Raw genomic sequence first — 15,521 nt, 5'->3', positions numbered from 1 at the left:
CCTGAGGCGGTGGGATGGATTTCGGCGTACTGCGCAGGTGGTGGCCGGTCGCCGCGGTGACGGTGCTGCTCGGGCTCGCCGCGTTCGCCGCCGGTCACTCCGCCATCGGGGCCAGCCGGATCCCGCCCGCCGCCGACACCATCCCGTACGTGCCGGACTACCCGTCGCCCGAGGCGGTGCCGTCGATCCCCGTCGAGCCCCGGGACGTGGGCGAGTCCACCTCGGGCGGTGTGCCCGGCTGGCTGGCCACCGCCGCCGTGGTGTTGCTGTCCGCGGCGGTGCTGGCCGCCGTCGGGTACGTCCTGTGGAACGTGCTTCGGGGCGCGCTGCGGCGCACCACTCGCGCGGTGCCGGTGCGGCGCACCAGGCGTACCGCCGAGGGGACCGCCCGCGAGGTGGTGGCCGCGCTCGACGCCGGACTCGTCGAACTGGACGACCGCTCCACCGACCCGCGGACCGCTGTGATCGCCTGCTGGGTACGCCTGGAGGAGGCCGCCGAGGACGCGGGTGTGCCCCGGCACACCGGGGACACCCCGACCGACCTGGTGGGCCGGCTGCTGCGCGGCGACCCGGCGGCCGGCATCCCGGCGATCGCCAGCGCCGACGTGCTCGACGGTTTCGCGCACGTCTACCGGGAGGCCCGGTACGCCACGCACCCGGTCGACGAGCACACCCGGGACCAGGCCCGCGCCGCGTTGCGCCGGTTGCGCGGCGAGCTGACCAGCCTGGCGGGGGAGGCGTCGTGAGCACCAGCATCGACGACCTGCTGTCGTTCGGCGAGGAGCCCGCCGGGGAGGACGTCCGGCCCACGGGCGGCGGCCGGGCGCGCCTGCTGCTGCGGACCGCCGCGGTCACCGCCGCCGTCGTCGTGGTGGTCGTGGTCGGGCTGCGCGCGGTCGGCCTGAAGGTGCCGATCTGGATCATCGTGGCGGGGGTGCTCGCCGTACTCGCCGTACGCCGGGTCACCACCGCGCTGTCACCCCCGCCGCCGCCCCGCGCGGGTGCCCGGACGCCCGCCGGTGAGGAGCCCGGCACCTGGAACTGGTCCGCGCGGGACGCGCTGCGCACCGCGATCAACGGCTGGGAGCGCCCGCTGGACTGGTGCGCCGGCAACCAGGAGCGGTTCACCGAGCGCATCCTGCCCCGCCTCGGCGAGCTGGCTGACGAACGGCTGCGCCAGCGCCACGGCGTCACCCGTGAGTCCGACCCGGCCCGCGCCCGGGCGGTGCTCGGCGAGCCACTGTGGACGTTCCTCGCCACCCCCGCCCGCCGCCCTCCGTCGCCGCGCGACCTCGCGGCGATCGTCGCCGAACTGGAGAAGATCTGATGAACGACGTGGACCGGAGCATGGCCCCCGCCGAGGTGGGCCGGCTCGCCCGGGCCGTCCTGGAGGCGGTCGGCACCGTCGTGGTCGGCAAGCGGGACGCGCTGGAGCTGGTGCTGGCCGGCATCCTCGCCGGTGGTCACGTGCTGCTGGAGGATCTGCCCGGCCTGGGCAAGACGCTCACCGCGCGCTGTTTCGCGCAGGCGCTCGGACTGGACTTCCGGCGGCTCCAGTTCACCCCGGACCTGCTGCCCGCCGATGTGACCGGCTCGTTCCTCTACGACCAGAGCAGCGGTGACTTCGCCTTCCGGGCCGGCCCGGTGTTCACCAACCTGCTGCTCGCCGACGAGATCAACCGGACGCCGCCGAAGACGCAGTCGGCGCTGCTGGAGGCCATGCAGGAGAAGCAGGTCTCGGTCGAGGGCGTGACCTACCGCCTGGACGAGCCGTTCCACGTGCTCGCCACCGCCAACCCCATCGAGTACGAGGGCACGTACCCGCTGCCGGAGGCGCAGCTCGACCGGTTCCTGCTGCGGGTGTCGTTCGGCTACCCCACCCACGACGAGGAGTGGGACGTGCTGCGGCGCCGGATCGCCCGCCGCCGCGAGGAGGCGGAGATCAAGCCGGTGGTGGACGCCGCCACGCTGCGCGCCATGCAGGCCGCGCTGGAGGACGTGGTGGTCGAGGACTCGATCGGCCGGTACATCGTGGCGCTCACCGCTGCCACCCGGGAGCACCCGTCGGTGCTGGTCGGCGCGTCCCCGCGCGGCTCGCTGGCGCTGCTGCTGCTGTCCCGGGTGCGGGCGGTGCTCGCCAACCGGGACTACGTGGTGCCGGAGGACGTCAAGGCGGTGGCGGCGCCCGCGCTGGCGCACCGGATCACGCTGCGGCCGGAGATGTGGCTGCGCCGCGTCGACCCGTCGTTCGTGGTCGGCGAGGTGCTGGAGTCCACGCCCGCCCCGGCGAGCGGCGCGCTGCCCAGCTACGCCGCCGGACGCTGATGGACCGGGCCGACGCGGCAGGCGGCTGGGCGCCCACGTGGGCGCTCGGCCGGGCCGTGCTGCTCACCGGTGTGCTGCTCGTCGCCGCCGTCCTGCTCGGCCGCATCGACCTGGTGGTGCTCGCCACGCCGTTCGCGCTCGGGACCGCGTACGCGCTGCGCCGCCGCCCCGCCGCGCTGCCCGAGCTGGAACTCGGCGTCGGGGACACCCACCTGGTCGAGGGCGCGCCGCTGGCCGCCACCGTCGCGGTGGCCAACCCCGACCTGGTCGGGTACGACCTGGCGGTGGTCCGGACCCGGATGTCGCGCTGGCTGCGGGTGGAGCAGGTCGGCTTCGGCGGCACCGGGCTGGACGTGAGCCGCTCCGGCGGGGCGGACCGCCCGTTCGTCACCTCCGTACCCCGGGGCAGCGCCGTCGACCTGGAGCTGACCGGCACCGCCCTGCGGTGGGGGCGGCACCCGATCGGCCCGGCCGGGGTGCGGGTCGCCGCCGCCGACGGGCTGCTGGTCTCCCGCGCGGTGATCACCGACCCGATCCGGGCCCGGGTCTATCCGCGTACCGAGCCGTTCGACGCGGTCGAGGCGATGCCGCGGGCCGCCGGGCTGGTCGGCGCGCACCGCTCGCGGCGGCCGGGCGAGGGCGGCGAACTGGCCGGGGTACGCGTCTTCGCGCCCGGCGACCGGTTGCGCCGGATCGACTGGCGGGTGTCGCTGCGGGCCCGCCAGCTGCACGTCGCGTCGACGCTCTCGGACCGGGACGCCGAGGTGGTGGTGCTGCTGGACGTGCTGGCCGAGGCGGGCCGCTCCGGTGGCGTGAACGGGACCGCGTCGGTGCTGGACACCACCGTGCGGGCCGCCGCCGCGATCGCCGAGCACTACCTGCACCGCGGTGACCGGGTGTCGATGCTGGAGTACGGGCCTGCCGCTCGCCGGCTGCGTCCGGCCACCGGGCGGCGGCAGTACCTGACAGTGCTGGAGTGGCTGCTCGACGTGCAGGCCGAGTCGTCCCCGCACGAGCCGTACGACCAGGTCTTCGGCCCGCAGGTGCTCTCCTCGGACGCGCTCGTGGTGGTGCTCACCCCGCTGCTCGACGAGCGGTCCGCGCAGATGCTGGCCCGGCTGGCCAGGGGCGGGCGGTTCGTGGTGGCGGTGGACACGTTGCCGGCCGAGCTGCCGGTGCCGAAGGAGCGGGGCTGGGCCGAGGTCGCGTACCGGCTGTGGCGGCTGGACCGGGACACGATGATCGGCCAGCTCCGCGAGCACGGGGTGCCGGTGGTGCGCTGGGCGGGCGCGGGCAGCCTGGACGAGGTGCTGCGCGACGTGGCCCGGCTGGCGACCGCCCCGAAGGCGGGGCTGCGATGAGCACGGGGAGCGCAGTCGCGAACGGAAGGGCGGCCCGGTGAACGCGGTTGTGGAGCGGGTGCGGGCGCTGCGGTTCGCCGCCGCCCGGGTCAGCCCGCTGCCGCTGCTCGTACGCGGCGGCATCTTCCTCACCGTGCTGGCCGGCTTCCTGCTCGCGTACCCGGTGCAGGCCCTCACCGCGCGCTCGCTGCTGGCCATGACGGTGGCCGCGGTGCTCCCGGCGGCCGGGCCGCGCCGGATCTGGCCGACGTTCACCGCGCTGGTGACAGTCGGCGGCTGGCTGCTGGCCACGCTCGGCTTCGACCGGCCACCGGCGCTGTGGCGGCTGCTCGCCGTGGCGACGCTGCTCTACCTGGCGCACTCGCTGTGCGCGCTCGCCGCGCTGCTGCCCTACGACGGGCTGATCGACCCGGACGTGGTGCTGCGGTGGCTGGGCCGGGTGGGTGGCGTGGTGCTCGCCAGTGCCGTGCTCGGCGTGGTGCTGGCGTGGCTCGGGGGAGTGGGCGGCACCGACGGCTCACAGGCCGCGACTGTGGTGGGACTGCTGGTGGCGGTGGGTCTGAGCGCCCTGCTGGGCTGGCTGCTCCGGCGCAGGTGACGCACCGTTCCGGGGACGTTGCGCAGGTCACACGGGTTGTGCTCCGTCACAGAAGGGGGTCTCGCGCGGGATTACCCGAAGCACCCGGGGAAAGATAGATGACGTGAACCCGAAGCGGATCCTTGTCGTGGGTGCCGGTCACGTGGGCCTGTACGCCGCTCTGCGCCTGTCCAAGAAGCTGAGCAGGCGTGAGGCCGAGGTCATCGTCGTCGACCCGCAGCCGCACATGACGTACCAGCCGTTCCTCCCGGAGGCATCGGCGGGCAACATCTCCCCTCGGCACGCCGTGGTGCCGCTGCGGCGGGAGTTGCGCAAGTGCACCGTGGTGGCGGGCACCGTCACCCGGATCGACCACGACCGCATGACCGCCGTGGTGCAGCCGATCAGCGGCCCGGCCCGGGAGATCCAGTACGACCACGTGGTCGTCGCCCCCGGCTCGGTCTCCCGCACCCTGCCGATCCCCGGCCTGCACGAGAACGGCATCGGGTTCAAGACCATCGGCGAGGCCATCTTCCTGCGCAACCACGTGCTGGACCGGCTCGACGTGGCGGCCTCCACCACCGACCCGGCGGTCCGCAGCCGCGCGCTGACGTTCGTCTTCGTGGGCGGCGGCTACGCCGGCATCGAGGCGCTCGCCGAGATGGAGGACATGGCCCGGGACGCGCTGCGCTACTACCCGGAGCTGAAGCCGGAGGACATGCGCTGGGTGCTCGTCGAGGCGACCCAGCGGGTGCTGCCCGAGGTCGACCGGGACATGGGCGCCTACACGGTGCAGCAGCTGATGAAGCGGGACATGGACATCCGCCTGGACACCCGGCTGGACTCCTGCGTCGACGGTGTGGTGAAGCTCTCCGACGGCGACAGCTTCCCGTCCGACACCATCGTCTGGACCGCCGGCGTGAAGCCGTCGCCGATGCTGGACGCGACGGACTTCCCGCGTGACGAGCGCCGCCGGGTCACCTGCCGGCCGACGCTGCAGATCGTGGACGGCGACCGGGTGGTCGAGGGCGCGTGGAGCGCCGGTGACTGCGCCGCCGTACCGGACCTGACCAAGGAGCCGGGTAACTTCTGCTCGCCGAGCGCCCAGCACGCGGTGCGGCAGGCGGCGCGGATGGCCGACAACATCGCCAACGTGATCCGCGGGCGCGAGCCGGTCGACTACAAGCACAAGCACGCCGGCAGCGTGGCGAGCCTCGGCCTGCACAAGGGCGTGGCGCAGGTCTACGGCATCAAGATGACCGGCTGGCCGGCGTGGTTCATGCACCGGACGTACCACATGTCGCGGATCCCCTCGTTCAACCGCAAGGTGCGCGTGGTGGTCGACTGGACGCTGGCGTTCTTCCTCAAGCGTGAGGTGGTCGCGCTGGGCCAGCTGCACGACCCGCGTGAGGAGTTCGCCGAGGCGTCGGCCCCGCCGGTCGCCGCGCGCGTCTGACGCGTTTCGCGTAAGGGCCCTTCCCGTACGGGAGGGGCCTTTTCGCCGTGTCCGGCGGCGGAACCGGTGTCCGGTGCCTCAGAATCGCCAGGTCCAGGCGTCGGCGAGCCGCACCCCCGGCCGCCCGTAGAGCTGCTCCAGGGTGCGCCGCAGCATCTCCGCGTGCGGCGTGTCGTCGGTCACCGCCATGCACGAGGCGTGCCAGAACTCGACGTCCCGGGCGGCCTGGCGGCGTTGCCGGTCACCGATCGCGGGTGCCACGCCGCGGCGGGCCACGTCGGCGAGCAGCGCCGAGGTGGGACGCTGCCAGGTGCCCATGGTGGCCGAGCCATGCGGGCCGTACGGGCCGATGAAGAAGCCCTCCGGCATGGCGAACGCGACGCCGGTGGCGGTGGCCCAGCGCATCGGCCAGGGATCCTGCGGCGTGGCGGTGGGCACCGGTACCAGCACCCCGCCGGGGCGTACGCACCGCTGCCAGTGGCCGCCGGTGACGAACTCGGGCAGCGGCGGCCGGTCCATCGTGGGCAGCGGTGTGGGGAAGACGCTGAGCAGCGCCGCGCCGACCGCGAACGGGACGACCCGGCGGGCCCGGCCGGGTTCGGCGAGCGCCCGGTGCACGGCGAGCGTGAGCACTGTGCCGACGAGCGGCAGCACCGCCAGCGCGAAACGCGTCGGCAGCGCGCCGTCCACCACCGGGAACCCGGCCAGCAGCGCGTACGGACCGGGGATCCCGGTCCGCTCACCGCCGGCCACCACCTCCGGGCCGAGCGCGAGTGCGGCCATCGTCAGCGCGGCGGCCACGACCGCCACCACCGGGGCGCGCCGGCCCAGCCGGACCGCGCAGGCGGCGGCTACCAGCAGCAGCGGCCAGCCCAGGAACGTGGTGAACTCGGACGGACCGGTGGTGAGCCGTACCGCCTCCGGGCTGCCGAACACCGTCAGCGCGGACAGGCGGGTCCAGCCGATCAGGTCGGCGGAGAAGTAGGCGGGTGGGAAGATGCCGTCCGCGACGCCCTGCGGGCCGGCGAACTGCACCCACAGCGGGTACGCCAGCACCGGCAGCGCCAGCCCGGCGGCGACGAGCAGACCACCGGCGAACCCGGAACCGGCCCGGCGCAGCAGGCCCCGGTCGGCCAGCCCGTACGCGACGGCGGTCACCGCCAGGGTGAGCGCGGCGAGGAACAGCACCTCCTCGCCGACGAATACCTGCACGGTGACGACCGCGGCGAGCCCGGCCGCGGAAGAGGCCGTCCGGCGGCGGTCCGGGCCGTCCGGCCGACCCGCCGGGTCGGCGGCGCGCAGCAGCCGGAGCACGAGCCAGACCAGCACCGGGACCAGCCACTGCGCGGTCATGTGCAGGTGGCCGTTGCTCTGCGAGACCATGCCCGGCCCGAAGCCGCAGAGCGCCGCGCCGAGTACGGCAGCGAGCCGGCAGGCCCGCAGGACGCGGGTGAACAGCAGGTACCAGGCGAGCGCCGTACCGGCCATGTTCGCGGCGACGAGCAGGGCGAACGTCACGGGCGCCCCGAACGCCAGCGTGACCGGGGCGAGCAGCACACCGAGCGCCACGATCGACGTGTTGGCCATCAGGTTGACCCCGTCCGGCGCGTTCAGCCGGCCGGTGACCAGGCTCAGCTCGCCCCGCAGGGCACGCGCGTCCAGCGCCAGGAACCACTCGTACAGCGTCTGGTCGGCCGGGTTGAGGGCGAGTGCGCGCGTGCCCGGCGCCGGCCAGAGACCGTGGGTGAGCCATCCGGCGAGCGCGACGAACGCCAACCCGGCGAGCAGGTCCGCGCGGTGCCGCCGGACGGCGGCCGTCACCCGCCGCGTGACCGCGGCCGGGCGGGCCGCCCGGGCGTGATCGGGCCCGGGTGCCGTGCGGGCGGCGCTGGTCACGGCCTCGACCATAACGGCCGCACCCGTCGGGGTACGCCGCGTCGCGGCCGAGCCGCTACGGTGAGATCTGCACCGCCGCGTGTCGACGCGCCGGTGTCACCCGCCCGGGTGGTGGAACGGCAGACACGGCCGCCTTAAAAGCGGCTGCCGCAAGGCGTGCGGGTTCGACCCCCGCCCCGGGCACGTGAACTCTCAGCTTTCCCACAGCTAGCCGTAGCACGCGCGATTGCGGCCACGTCTACCCTGGAGTAGCACGTCTACGTGCGATCGACCCCCTGAGGGAGGCCTGAGAAGTGAAGACCTCGAACCCGGTGCTCGCCCGGCTCGGCCAGGCGGCAGAGCGTGAGCGGGCGGCCGGGTACGCCCAGCCCGGGCCGTACGGTCAGCCCGGATACCCCCAGCAGTACCCGCAGCAGCAGTACCCCCAGCAGCCCTACGCCCAGCCCTACCCGGGCGGCTACGGCCAGCCGGTGGCCCCGCCCACCGTGACCCCGATGACCCTCGACGACGTGGTCGTCAAGACGGTCCTCATGCTCGCCATCCTCGGCGCCTCGGCCGCGGCGGCCTGGGTGCTCGTGCCGGACTCGCTCGTCGGCGTCGCGTGGATTGGCGCCGCGGTCGTCGGCCTGGTGCTCGGCCTGATCATCTCGTTCTCGCGGATGGCCAACCCGGCGCTCGTCGTGGCGTACTCGGTCATCGAGGGCGTCTTCGTCGGCATGGTCAGCAAGGCGTTCGAGTCGCTCTACGACGGCATCGTGCTCCAGGCGGTCGTGGCCACGTTCGGCGTGTTCTTCCTGATGGCGATGATCTACAAGGCGCGGATCATCCGGGCCACGCCGAAGTTCGCCCGGATCATGGTGGCGATCATGGCCGGCCTGTTCGGCGTGATGCTGGTCAACCTGGTGCTGGCGCTGTTCGGCGTGAACACGCACCTGCGTGACGGCAGCCCGCTCGCGATCGGCTTCAGCCTGGTCTGCATCGTGGTGGCGTCGCTGAGCTTCGTGCTCAACTTCGCCGACATCGAGGAGGGGGTCCGGATGGGCCTCCCGCAGCGCTACTCCTGGACCGCCGCCTTCGGCATCGTGGTCGGCCTGGTCTGGCTCTACATCGAGATCCTGCGGCTGCTCAGCTACTTCCAGGGCGACGACTGACATCACGCCCTCCCCGACGACGCCCGCCTGCCGCATCCGCGGCGGCGGGCGTCGCCGTTTCCCCGTCCCCGCCGGACCGCCCGGGGCAGAGTGGGATCCGGGTACGTGGGCGGGAGGTGGTCACGGTGCGCAGTGCCAACCCGGTGCTGGACCGGCTGGACGACGTCGGCCGCGCCGAGCGGCAGGTGCTCGGCGTCGGTACCGCCGACACGATGACGGTGGCCGACGTGATCAGCCGGACCTTGGGACTGCTGCTGGTCACCGGCGTCACGGCGGCGGTGTCGTGGGTGGTGGTGCCGCAGGCCGCGTGGATCTCCGCCGCGCTCGCCGGGAGCGCGCTGGCCAGCCTCGCCCTGGTGCTCGTCATCTCGCTGAAGCAGATCACCAGCCCGCCGGTCGTCGTCGGGTACGCGGTGCTCCAGGGCCTGCTGCTCGGGGTGGCCAGCCGCGCCTTCGAGATGGTCTATCCGGGCATCGTGGCGCAGGCGGTGATCGGCACGTTCGGCGTCTTCCTCGGCATGGCCGTGCTCTACCGGGCCCGGCTGGTACGCGCCACCCCGCGCCTGGCCCGGCTGGTCATCGGCACGCTCGTCGGGATCGTGGTGATCGGCCTGGTCAACCTGGTCGCGTACCTGTTCACCGGGCGGCAGGGGGTGGTCGTCTACAGCCTCAGCGACCGGGTGGGCTGGTTGCCGTACCTGTTCTCGGTGGTGGCGATCATCGCGGGCGCGCTCAGTTTCATCCTCGACTTCGACCTGGTCGAGCGGTCGGCCGCGAACCGGCTGCCCCGCCGCTACGCCTGGTACTGCGCCTTCGGTCTGCTGGTCGGGCTGATCTTCCTGTACTGGCAGATCCTCCGCCTGCTCAGCTACGTACGCCGCTGACGCCGGCTGAGCACGCTCCGGCCTGGTGTCGCCGTAGACTCGGCGGCGATGAGCGCAGCGGAACTGGACCGGGCGGTGACCCTGCTGGTCCGACAGGTCGGGCACTGGCAGCAGCCGCGCTGGTCGGCCAAGGCGGACGGCGGCAACGTGTCCCGCGCCGACCTGGTGCACAAGCTGGTCCAGGAGATCGCCAACCTGGCCGCCGACGCGGCCGGTGAGCCGCGCCGCGAGGTGCCCCGCCTCCCCAGCGACCTGGCGCTGCCCGACCAGCTCCGCGTGGTAGCCGCCGACCTGACGCTCGCCGACCCGCCCGAGCCGGTGCTCACCGAGGCCACCGCCCAGGTAACCCGAACCCGCACCGCCCTCTGACCCCCGCCCTTAGTCGCGTTGATCATGAAGTTGGCGGCGACAAAACGGACGCGGATCCCCGTCAACTTCATGATCGACGGAGTGGGGGACGGTCAGGGCTTGAGCCAGCGGCGTACCTTGCGGTGTCTTGACCGGTCGCGGGCCCGCAGGACCGCGGGGCGGTCGTGGCCGGCGGTCTCGGCCTGCCTCGCGTGCAGCAGGCCGTAGGTGAACGTGTTCTCGCCGTCGGCGTACGCCTGGAGCGCCTGCCGTCGCAGCACCTCCCGCGTGACCACCGAGTCCTGGTGGGTGCCGAGCAGATCCTGGAGCGCCTTGAACCGCTTCACCAGGCGGGCGGCCCGCTTGCCGGCGGCCGGCTCGCGCACCTCCACCGCGTAGCGGGCGGCCTTGAGCTTCTTGCGTGCCTCGTGCAGCGCGGCGTCCCCGTCCGGCCCGGTGGTGGCGAGCGCCCGGTCCAGCCGGGTGTCGGCGCGGCGCACCGCCTTGCGGATCCGGCGGTCCGTCCAGCGCCGGCCGACGTCGGCGGGCGGGGCGTCGGCCAGCCGGTCGAGGCGGGTCAGCAGGGCGGGGTAGCGGTCGGAGTCCAGCGCGGACCGCAGCGCGGTGGTCGCCTCGGCCAGGTCGGCGGCGAACCGTTCGCCGATCCGCGCCGCCACCGGGCCGAGCACCAGCTCGTTTGGCAGCTCGTGCACCGCCTCGGTGAGCCGGGCGGCCATCACCTGGGTGTCGCGGACCCGGCCCAGCTCGCCGCCGAGGCGGCGCAGCTCGGCCCGGACCGCCTCGCTCTCGCGGCGGTCCCACAACCCCCGGAAGGTACGCAGCGTCGCCCGCAACCGGCGGGTCGCGACGTGCATGTCGTGGACCGCGTCCTCGTTCCCCTGGTACGCGGCCGCGTGGTTGCCGACGATCGCGTCCCGCTGCACCCGGACGTACGCGAGGACCGGCGCCGCCGTGCCGTCCGGTTCCCGGTCGTCGAAGCGCTCGATCCGGCCGGCGACGGCCCGGTGCGACTTGCTGACCGTTACCTCGCGGGCGCCTGCCGCGCGCAGCTGCTCGCCGAGTGCGTCGAGCAGCGCCTCGTCGCCCTCGACCAGCTCGATCTCGATCTCGTGCCAGGTCCGCGCGGCGCCGTCCACCAGGTCCTCGGATCGGACGTCGTCCTCGGCCACCTCGGCAAGCACCCGGCCGTCCGCGTCGAGCAGCCGATGTTCCCGGCGGCGGTTGACGACCCGGGCCGCCGGTGCTACAGGCCGGCCGCGCGACGCGCCCCGGATCAGCGCGACCAGCTCGGGCGGCGGGCCGTCGTCGGACGCCCCGGCGGGGAACTGGTGCTCGACCCGGGCGCCACCGACCGCGCCCACCTTGAGGTGCCAGCCCGCGTCGTGCCCACCGGTACGCCGGCGCAAAGCGTGCCCGCTGCGCAGCAGGAGCAGGTCGTCGGTGTCCCAGTAGACGGCGTCCAGATCCGAGACGGTGGCGTCGGACATGGTCACGACGCCACCGCACCCGGTCAGATCGGGCAGCCGGAAACCCTCGTCGCCGGAGTACTTGCGCTCACGTTCCACGACGGTCGCCATGCGGCCTCCCGTACCCGGCCCGCGCACCGGCGAACCGGTCTCAGCTCAGTCGTTCGAGCACCATCGCCATGCCCTGGCCACCGCCGACGCACATGGTCTCCAGGCCGATGGTCTTGTCGTGCCACTCCAGCGCGTTGAGCAGCGTGCCGGTGATCCGGGCACCGGTCATGCCGAACGGGTGACCGACGGCGATCGCGCCACCGGCGACGTTCAGCTTCTCCTCCGGGATGCCGAGCTGCCGGTACGAGGGGATCACCTGGGCGGCGAACGCCTCGTTGATCTCGACCAGGTCGACGTCGTCGATGGTCATGCCGGCCCGCTTGAGCGCCTGCTTCGACGCCTCGACCGGGCCCAGACCCATGATCTCGGGGGAGAGCGCGGTGACACCGGTGGAGACGATCCGGGCCAGCGGGGTGAGCCCCAGCTCGGACGCGCGCTGCGCGCTCATGATCACCACGGCGGCGGCGCCGTCGTTGAGCGGGCAGCAGTTGCCAGCGGTGATCCGGCCGTCCGGGCGGAACACCGGCTTCAGACCGGCCACCGCCTCCAGTGTCACACCGGCACGCGGGCCGTCGTCGGTGCTGACCACCGTGCCGTCCGGCGTGGTGACCGGGGTGATCTCACGGGCCCAGAAGCCGTCAGCGATCGCCTTCTCGGCGAGGTTCTGGCTGCGGACGCCGAACGCGTCCATGTCCTCGCGGGTCACGTCGTACGCCTGGGCCAGGTTCTCCGCGGTCTGCCCCATGGCGAGGTAGATGTCGGGGAGCTGCCCGGCCTCGCGCGGGTCGGTCCACACCTCGGAGCCGCCCTGGGCGCGGGCCGCGGAACGCTCCCGGGCCTCGGCGAAGCGCGGGTTCTCCCAGCCGCCGCCGACGAGGGCCTGCGCCTCCGGCGGCAGCGTGTCCGAGTTGCCCCGCGCGTACCGGGAGACCATCTCCACACCGGCGGAGATGAACACGTCACCCTCACCGGCCCGGATCGCGTGCATCGCCATCCGGGTGGTCTGGAGCGAGGACGCGCAGTAGCGGGTCAGCGTGGCGCCGGGCAGGCCGTCCAGGCCCATCAGGGTGGCGACCACCCGGGCCATGTTGAAGCCCTGCTCGCCGCCGGGCAGACCGCACCCGAGGTAGAGGTCGTCGATGGTGGTGGGATCGAGCGCCGGGACCTTGTCGAGGGCGGCCTGGACGATGGTGGCGGCGAGGTCGTCCGGGCGGACCTCGCGGAGGGAACCCTTGAACGCGCGGCCGATGGGGGACCGGGCGGTGGCGACGATGACGGCGTCGCGGGGCGACTCAATCGGCATGAACCAACGTTAACGCGCGAGTAACATGCCCGGGAAGCCGCGAGGCGGGCGGGAAATGTCACCCCGTGGGCGGTCGCCGGTGGTGCCGGAACGCGACGGCCGCCGCGGCCTCGACCGCCGGGAGCAGGGCGTGCGCCCAGACCCGGTACCCGTCGGCCGACGGGTGGAAGCCGTCGTGGCAGAGCGTGCCCGCGTCCGCGCGGAACACCGGACCGGTCTCGGTGCCCAGGTCGACGACGGTTCCGCCGGCGTTCAGCACGGCCGCGGTCTGGGCCCGCGCCATCCGCCGCCCGGACCAGCCGAGCACCTGACGCAACGGTGCGGCGACCGCGCGTACCGCGCCGAGATCGGGACACGTGCCCACCACCACCTCGACGTGCGCCTCCCGCAGACGGCGTACCGCCGAGCCGAGATAGGCCGCCGCGTCGCCCGGCCGGGACATCGCGGTGGCGTCGTTCGCCCCGATCAGCACCACAGCCACGTCCGGCCGCTCACCGAGCAGCGCCCGGGCCACCTGGGTGGCCAGGTCGGTGGCGCGCGAGCCGGAGACCCCCACGCTGGACAGCTGCACCCGGCGGCCGGTCGGCCCCTCGGCGAGCAGGTTGGCGAGCTGACCGCCGATGGTGTCCTCGAACCGGTCGACGCCCACGCCGAGCGCCGACGAGTCACCCAGCAGCACCAGCCGCAGCGGCGGGGCGTCCGCACGGCCGACCGTCGCGCGCAGCACCAGACCCAGCTCGGGCTGGGCGTACTCGCGGGTGCGGGCGGCGATGGCCTGGCCGGCGAGGACCGCCGCGCCGCCCACCGTCCCGGCCAGCAGCGACAGGGCCGCCGCCCGGCCCCACCGGGCCACCTCGTTCCGCTCGCTCATGACGTCACTCCGCTTCGCTCCGTGCCGCCATGAGGCACCTTCGCGCTGAGCCGGCTGATTCGCTCGCTGCGCTCGCTCATGACGTCACTCCGCTTCGCTCCGTGCCGCCATGAGGCACCTTCGCGCTGAGCCGGCCGATTCGCTCGCTGCGCTCGCTCATGCCGTTCCCTCCAGCGTTGCCGAGTCGGCGGCGCTGCCGGTCGGTGGCACCGCGCCGACGCCGAAGAAGGCCCGCCGGCGAAGCTGCGCCCACCGCCCGCCCGGTCCGCGGTCGCGACCCCGGAGCTGGGCGCCGCTGACCTCCGTGCCGGCGTGCCGGGCCGCCTGGTGGGCGGCCTCCGGGAGCGACCGTACGCCTTCCACGCCGGGCAGGACAGGCCTGCGTTCCGGGACCGCGCCCAACGCGGACAGCACGGTGGGCAGCAACGCCGCCGCGGCTATCGCGTACCCCTCGGCGGAGGGGTGGAACCGGTCCCAGGCGAACATCCGCCCGGGCTCGGCGGCGAACCGCGGCCCGAGCATGTCGCCGAGCGAGACGGCACGGCCGCCGGCCTCGACCACGCCCACCGTCTGCGCGGCGGCGAGCTGGCGGCTCCAGCGCCGGGCCAGCCAGCGCAGCGGCGGCTGGATCGGCCGGATGGTGCCCAGGTCGGGGCAGGTGCCGACGACCACCTCGCAGCCGGCCGCCCGGAGCGTACGGACCGCGTCGACCAGGTAGCGCACCGCTACCGAGAACGGTGAGCGGTTGGTGACGTCGTTGCCGCCGACCAGGATCACGGCCACGTCCGGCTCGACCTCCAGGGCGGATTCGACCTGCGGCTTCAGCCCTGAGGACAGCGCACCGACCACGGCGAACCGGTGCAGCCGGACCGGCCGGTGCAGGCGGCGGGACAGCCCGGTGGCCAGCAGCGAGCCCGGTGTCTCCCGGCGCCTGTGCACGCCGTACCCGGCCGCTGAGGAGTCGCCCAGGATGACCATGGTGATCGGCGGGCCGGGCAGTCTCGCGCCGTACACACCGTCGCAGCGCGGCGGCGGGGCCTGCGCCATCGGGATGGTGCGGCGGGCCTGCCGGGCCTGGCCGAGCAGCACCCCGCCGGTGGCGGCGGTGGCCGCCACCGTGGCGCCCGTGCCGATCGCCGCGAGGCGGGCGATCTGCCGGGCGCGCTGCCGGCGGACCGGCGCGACGGAACCAGCGTCCCCCATGAACCGACAGTATCGCGCCGGTACGACCACTGCTGTCCTTGATCGGATGGCTGGGCGGTGCCCGGATCGGGTACCGATGGGTGCAGCGGACGCGGGCTTGCCACCGGGCCGCACCATGGTCGGGCGGAGAGGGGCGAAATCATGGGGAAGACGTTGAAGCGCAGTGCCGCGTTCGCGGCGCTGGCCCGGGCGCTGGCGGCGGGCACGCGGGGCGGGCCGTCGCTCGGGGCACGGCTGGCGGCGCTGCCGCGGATGATCCGCGCGACCACCAGGGGCGAGTACGATGGTGGCCTGCGCCTGGCGCTGATGGCCGGGGCGACGGCGTACATCGTCTCCCCGATCGACCTGCTCCCGGAGATCCCGCTGGCGATCTTCGGGCTGGCCGACGACGCGGTCATGGTCACCTGGCTGGCGGGAAGCGTGCTCGCCGAGACCGAGCGGTTCCTGGAGTGGGAGGCACGTCGCAGCTCCGTCATCCCCGGGCATGTGGTGCCCTGACGGCACGTACGCTGGTCGGCGAACTGACGGCTGACCGACCGCCCCACGAC

General features: G+C 74.0%; 15 protein-coding genes and 1 tRNA gene. 11 read left to right on the top strand and 5 right to left on the bottom strand.

The genetic code is table 11. The features are described 5' to 3' along the window. Positions 1 to 14 precede the first annotated feature (14 nt). From FB454_RS28040 to FB454_RS28015, 6 genes are all read left to right on the top strand, one after another. Positions 15 to 746 carry a DUF4129 domain-containing protein gene (locus FB454_RS28040; RefSeq protein WP_145823813.1) on the top strand — a complete coding sequence of 244 codons (732 nt, stop codon included), beginning with the start codon at positions 15 to 17 and terminating at the stop codon, positions 744 to 746. Then, positions 743 to 1,327, top strand: a complete 585-nt coding sequence (locus FB454_RS28035; RefSeq protein WP_030271251.1) for a hypothetical protein — start codon at positions 743 to 745, stop codon at positions 1,325 to 1,327. The genes FB454_RS28040 and FB454_RS28035 overlap by 4 nt, the downstream gene beginning before the upstream one ends. Further along, on the top strand, positions 1,327 to 2,325 hold the full coding sequence (locus FB454_RS28030) for an AAA family ATPase (protein ID WP_013284108.1): 999 nt from the start codon (positions 1,327 to 1,329) through the stop codon (positions 2,323 to 2,325). The genes FB454_RS28035 and FB454_RS28030 overlap by 1 nt, the downstream gene beginning before the upstream one ends. Next, positions 2,325 to 3,686, top strand: coding sequence for a DUF58 domain-containing protein (locus FB454_RS28025; protein WP_030271249.1), 1,362 nt, complete (start codon positions 2,325 to 2,327; stop codon positions 3,684 to 3,686). The genes FB454_RS28030 and FB454_RS28025 overlap by 1 nt, the downstream gene beginning before the upstream one ends. Before the next feature lie 37 nt (positions 3,687 to 3,723). After that, positions 3,724 to 4,284 carry a hypothetical protein gene (locus tag FB454_RS28020; RefSeq protein WP_071096746.1) on the top strand — a complete coding sequence of 187 codons (561 nt, stop codon included), beginning with the start codon at positions 3,724 to 3,726 and terminating at the stop codon, positions 4,282 to 4,284. A gap of 103 nt (positions 4,285 to 4,387) precedes the next feature. Continuing rightward, on the top strand, positions 4,388 to 5,719 hold the full coding sequence (locus tag FB454_RS28015) for an NAD(P)/FAD-dependent oxidoreductase (protein WP_145823812.1): 1,332 nt from the start codon (positions 4,388 to 4,390) through the stop codon (positions 5,717 to 5,719). Between the two features lie 78 nt (positions 5,720 to 5,797). On the opposite strand, the gene FB454_RS28010 is transcribed toward FB454_RS28015, so the two are convergent. After that, entirely contained in the window at positions 5,798 to 7,627 is a 1,830-nt protein-coding gene (locus FB454_RS28010; RefSeq protein ID WP_145823811.1) for a DUF6311 domain-containing protein, read from the bottom strand. A 90-nt stretch (positions 7,628 to 7,717) separates the two neighbouring features. On the opposite strand from FB454_RS28010, the gene FB454_RS28005 reads away from it, so the two are divergent. The 4 genes from FB454_RS28005 to FB454_RS27990 all read left to right on the top strand — a co-directional run bounded on the left by FB454_RS28005 (position 7,718) and on the right by FB454_RS27990 (position 10,019). Next, positions 7,718 to 7,798 (top strand) — tRNA-Leu (locus FB454_RS28005). Between the two features lie 110 nt (positions 7,799 to 7,908). Beyond that, positions 7,909 to 8,766, top strand: a complete 858-nt coding sequence (locus FB454_RS28000; protein ID WP_013284113.1) for a Bax inhibitor-1/YccA family protein — start codon at positions 7,909 to 7,911, stop codon at positions 8,764 to 8,766. A 125-nt stretch (positions 8,767 to 8,891) separates the two neighbouring features. Continuing rightward, positions 8,892 to 9,650: a Bax inhibitor-1/YccA family protein gene (locus FB454_RS27995; protein WP_145823810.1), complete on the top strand. Its 759-nt coding sequence runs from the start codon at positions 8,892 to 8,894 to the stop codon at positions 9,648 to 9,650. Positions 9,651 to 9,698: 48 nt separating this feature from the next. Continuing rightward, positions 9,699 to 10,019 carry a hypothetical protein gene (locus tag FB454_RS27990; protein WP_047891393.1) on the top strand — a complete coding sequence of 107 codons (321 nt, stop codon included), beginning with the start codon at positions 9,699 to 9,701 and terminating at the stop codon, positions 10,017 to 10,019. A gap of 92 nt (positions 10,020 to 10,111) precedes the next feature. On the opposite strand, the gene FB454_RS27985 is transcribed toward FB454_RS27990, so the two are convergent. From FB454_RS27985 to FB454_RS27970, 4 genes are all read right to left on the bottom strand, one after another. Further along, positions 10,112 to 11,596 carry a CYTH and CHAD domain-containing protein gene (locus FB454_RS27985; protein WP_145823809.1) on the bottom strand — a complete coding sequence of 495 codons (1,485 nt, stop codon included), beginning with the start codon at positions 11,594 to 11,596 and terminating at the stop codon, positions 10,112 to 10,114. 40 nt (positions 11,597 to 11,636) lie between these two features. After that, a complete protein-coding gene (locus FB454_RS27980) occupies positions 11,637 to 12,899 on the bottom strand; it encodes an acetyl-CoA C-acetyltransferase (protein WP_013284117.1) in 1,263 nt (420 codons plus the stop codon). 58 nt (positions 12,900 to 12,957) lie between these two features. Then, positions 12,958 to 13,770 (bottom strand): SGNH/GDSL hydrolase family protein, encoded by an 813-nt coding sequence (locus tag FB454_RS27975; protein ID WP_013284118.1) that lies wholly within the window; start codon positions 13,768 to 13,770, stop codon positions 12,958 to 12,960. A 156-nt stretch (positions 13,771 to 13,926) separates the two neighbouring features. Further along, the gene (locus FB454_RS27970; protein ID WP_030271236.1) at positions 13,927 to 14,973 is read right to left on the bottom strand and encodes an SGNH/GDSL hydrolase family protein; all 1,047 of its coding nucleotides are present in this window, start codon (positions 14,971 to 14,973) and stop codon (positions 13,927 to 13,929) included. A 141-nt stretch (positions 14,974 to 15,114) separates the two neighbouring features. Between FB454_RS27970 and FB454_RS27965 the strand changes: the two genes are divergently transcribed. Further along, on the top strand, positions 15,115 to 15,471 hold the full coding sequence (locus FB454_RS27965; RefSeq protein ID WP_013474058.1) for a YkvA family protein: 357 nt from the start codon (positions 15,115 to 15,117) through the stop codon (positions 15,469 to 15,471). The last annotated feature ends 50 nt before the right edge of the window (positions 15,472 to 15,521 follow it).

This window comes from Micromonospora sp. CNZ297, from assembly GCF_007827625.1.
Note: the sequence above shows the minus strand (reverse complement) of the source record. Positions and strands in the feature narration are given on the sequence as shown.

Coding starts and splice junctions, on each gene's coding strand:
- FB454_RS28040 (WP_145823813.1), top strand. CDS start 15: ATGGATTTCGGCGTACTGCGCAGGTGGTGGCCGGTCGCCGCGGTGACG.
- FB454_RS27970 (WP_030271236.1), bottom strand. CDS start 14,973: ATGGGGGACGCTGGTTCCGTCGCGCCGGTCCGCCGGCAGCGCGCCCGG.
- FB454_RS27980 (WP_013284117.1), bottom strand. CDS start 12,899: ATGCCGATTGAGTCGCCCCGCGACGCCGTCATCGTCGCCACCGCCCGG.
- FB454_RS27965 (WP_013474058.1), top strand. CDS start 15,115: ATGGGGAAGACGTTGAAGCGCAGTGCCGCGTTCGCGGCGCTGGCCCGG.
- FB454_RS27985 (WP_145823809.1), bottom strand. CDS start 11,596: ATGGCGACCGTCGTGGAACGTGAGCGCAAGTACTCCGGCGACGAGGGT.
- FB454_RS28030 (WP_013284108.1), top strand. CDS start 1,327: ATGAACGACGTGGACCGGAGCATGGCCCCCGCCGAGGTGGGCCGGCTC.
- FB454_RS28025 (WP_030271249.1), top strand. CDS start 2,325: ATGGACCGGGCCGACGCGGCAGGCGGCTGGGCGCCCACGTGGGCGCTC.
- FB454_RS27990 (WP_047891393.1), top strand. CDS start 9,699: ATGAGCGCAGCGGAACTGGACCGGGCGGTGACCCTGCTGGTCCGACAG.
- FB454_RS27975 (WP_013284118.1), bottom strand. CDS start 13,770: ATGAGCGAGCGGAACGAGGTGGCCCGGTGGGGCCGGGCGGCGGCCCTG.
- FB454_RS28010 (WP_145823811.1), bottom strand. CDS start 7,627: ATGGTCGAGGCCGTGACCAGCGCCGCCCGCACGGCACCCGGGCCCGAT.